This window comes from Candidatus Infernicultor aquiphilus (assembly GCF_002784285.1).
GTDB classification, from domain to species: Bacteria; Atribacterota; Phoenicimicrobiia; order Phoenicimicrobiales; family Phoenicimicrobiaceae; genus Infernicultor; species Infernicultor aquiphilus.
The window spans coordinates 1-2,934 of record NZ_PFKO01000246.1 but is presented as its reverse complement, the minus strand read 5'-3'; the positions used below and the strand labels follow the sequence as shown (position 1 = coordinate 2,934).

At 38.2% G+C, this 2,934-nt stretch carries 3 protein-coding genes; all 3 read right to left on the bottom strand.

What is annotated here, in order from left to right; genetic code table 11:
* On the bottom strand, positions 1-625 hold a 625-nt coding region (yqeC, locus tag COZ07_RS06605), incomplete at its 3' end, for a selenium cofactor biosynthesis protein YqeC (RefSeq protein WP_406607779.1).
* A 63-nt stretch (positions 626-688) separates the two neighbouring features.
* On the bottom strand, positions 689-907 hold the full coding sequence (locus tag COZ07_RS06600) for a hypothetical protein (protein WP_406607778.1): 219 nt from the start codon (positions 905-907) through the stop codon (positions 689-691).
* Between the two features lie 511 nt (positions 908-1,418).
* Positions 1,419-2,720: a group II intron reverse transcriptase/maturase gene (gene ltrA / locus COZ07_RS06595; protein WP_406607777.1), complete on the bottom strand. Its 1,302-nt coding sequence runs from the start codon at positions 2,718-2,720 to the stop codon at positions 1,419-1,421.
* Positions 2,721-2,934 lie beyond the last annotated feature (214 nt).

The following is a 2,934-nucleotide window of genomic DNA, read 5'->3' as shown; positions in this document are numbered from 1 at the left end:
GAGGAGCTCCTTTAAATAAACCTTCGGGATGGCAGATTAAAAGGGATAAATCCTCCATTCCAATCTTTTCTCCTAATTTTAATCCGGTTAGTTGGGAGAATACTTTAGAACGAAAAACATTTTCTTCCTGTAAAGAAAGACCCAGAGCATCTATACCAATCACTCCAACTAAATCTGTGGTTGATGAAGGAATTACTGGCTCATAAGAAGCGGGCGCCTTTACCGTCCTCCCCGCTGCCCCATCGGCTTCTACCAAGAAAAAATCTGCCAAGCCTTCTTTCCACCATTTATCTAAATAAAAAGGTGTGGGACCGGAAATTTTTTCTTCTTTTTTTTCTTTTACCCGATGATGAATCAGTACTACTTCTCTGTTTTTTGTTAACTGAAAATATTTTTTAATCTTCTCTTCCATAGTCTTTTCATCATCGGCTTCAATTAGGTTCCCCTTTTTTATAAAAGGGGTTAATTGCCAGGTAAACATATGGGTAGTAGTAGTCAAAACAATCTTTTTTTTCTGTTTACTTAATTCCTGAGCTAATCGGTTAAAGAAAGTGCTTTTCCCTCCTGCCCCTACCAGAGATATAAACGCTCTCTCTTTTAAATTTAAGGCTTCATAAATTTGCATCTGTTTTTTACTTAACCTAAAAAATACTCCTTTTTCAGATGGGCAAATTCAAATTCCTTTTCATTATAGACAATCTTCTTGGTTTTTAGAGGAGTAACCGAAGTGATGGTATACCTTTACCACTCTTTTTAAGATATCAGCTTTTTCTAATCTTTGCAGAAATTTGTAAAGACTATTCTCTTTCTGAAAAGAGAATATTTTTTGGGCAGTGCCAATATCCAGCAGAGAAATATTTTTCTGAATTAAAATTTGAATGGCTTTTTGTTTAGATATAGTTTCCATAATTGGTATCATTTTATACTAAAACATTACTCTGTGTCAAGCTAACAATGTGCGTTGTCCAGAACATACTATACAATTTTTAAATTATGGATATCCTCACCCCTACTGCTATGGCTAAATTTTCACCCCTTCAAAAAAAGGCACTCTACGTGCATATTTAGGGCATTCCTGAAGGGGGTAATTTTAAATGGGGACAGTCTTCTTTTGTCCTCCCGCATTTAGTGCAAGACAAAAAGTAAAGCCTGTCCTCATTATTTTCTAAAACCCTTGTAAATAAAGGTTCTTGTGTCATTGCGAGGAACGAAGTAACGAAGCAATCTCGTGCGGATAGTCGAGTAGATGAACATCTCTTAACTTTAGGAACAGCTTTGTATTCCCCGTTTCTTCCCGTTTCCTAAATGGAAGTGTCACAATATTTGTTCCATGGCTAATTGACAGTCCACCCCTCACAGATCCGAACGTGCCCAATTAAGGCATTCGGCTCTTCATATTATCTTATCCATAAGCACCATTAAGCAAAGATACTTACATATATTCTCGGTAAAGGCAAAGGATTATGTTTAAGGTATAGTTTAAATTTATCATAGGTAAAACTTCTCCTTTGACTTCGGCGATTAAACCACTTAAATAGTAGCTTTATTACTATATCATAAAAGCTTCTAATCATCCTCAGATTATCGGTTATTCCGTAATAGGCATAATGGCCTAAGAGCTTAATCCGTACCTGTCTGAAGATATCTGAAATAGGGACAAAGCTCCTAATTTTCCTAATCCATTCCTTGAAAGCTATTATCTTGTATTTAAATTTCTTGGCCTCAGTTTTCCGCTTTACTCTGAATTTACCGTTTCTGCTTTGACTACAGTAGTGGGTGAACCCCAAGAAGGAGAAGGTCTCGGGTTTTTCTAAACCCTTAGCCTTTCTATTTTCTGTTGCCAACCTACCAAACTCAATAATCTTAGTCTTATCTATCGCCAATTCCAACTTAAATTTGGCTAATCTTCCCCGTAAGGCCTGATAGAATCGGACTGCATCTTTTTGGTATTGAAAACAGCAGACAAAGTCATCAGCATACCTGATGAGATAGGCCTCCCCTTTACAGTATTTCTTCACTACCCGAGAAAACCATAAATCAAGGACATAATGCAGGTATATATTGGCCAGGATTGGAGAGATGATTGCCCCTTGGGGAGTTCCACTTAAGGTGGGCTCATATTTACCTTGCTCCATTACCCCTGCCTTTAGGAAGCGCACAATCAGCCTTTTGATATTGGGGTCTGCAATCCTTAAGCCGATAAACTCTATCAGTAATTTATGGTCTACACTATCAAAGAAGCTCTTTATGTCGGTATCCACAATGTAGTTAGTCTTTCCAAAAATAAGGATGTCATTGAGTCTCTTTAAGGCATTATGACCACTTATCTTCGGTCTGAAACCGTAAGAACAGGACAGAAAATCTGCTTCGTAGATAGCCTGGAGTATTTTAGTTAGCCCCAACTGGACGATCTTATCTTCATAGGAAGGGATTCCTAAAGGTCGCCTTTGGCTTTTCCCTTTAGGGATATACACCCTTCTTACTGGCTGAGGTTTGTAGCTGTGTCTCTTTAAGGCTTCTACCAGATGGTGAATATTCTCCTTGAGATTTTCTGCATAGTTTGCCTTGGTTATTTCATCTACTCCTACTGCCTTGTCTCCCTTGAGCTCCTGATGAGCTTGAGTTAACATCTCCTCATTTAAATGATGATATAGTGATGTAAATACCTCCTTTGGTTTTACTTTAGCTATTTGGGCTATTCTTACTAATTTCGTTTCCATTAATAATCTACTCCTGAAGCGTAGTTAATGTGTCCTTAATAAGAGCAACAATATGTAGCCCCCTTTCCTCACTCGGCATTACCCGAGGTCACAGGTACTATAGGGCTATCCGACTCCCAGCTCATCATTTGATATCCTCCCTTTGTATCGGTTGTTTATCATACTCCTTTTAGAAGAATAAGCTGGGTCTCCCAGGTTGCCGTGATATCATGGT

Coding starts and splice junctions, on each gene's coding strand:
- ltrA (WP_406607777.1), bottom strand. CDS start 2,720: ATGGAAACGAAATTAGTAAGAATAGCCCAAATAGCTAAAGTAAAACCA.
- COZ07_RS06600 (WP_406607778.1), bottom strand. CDS start 907: ATGGAAACTATATCTAAACAAAAAGCCATTCAAATTTTAATTCAGAAA.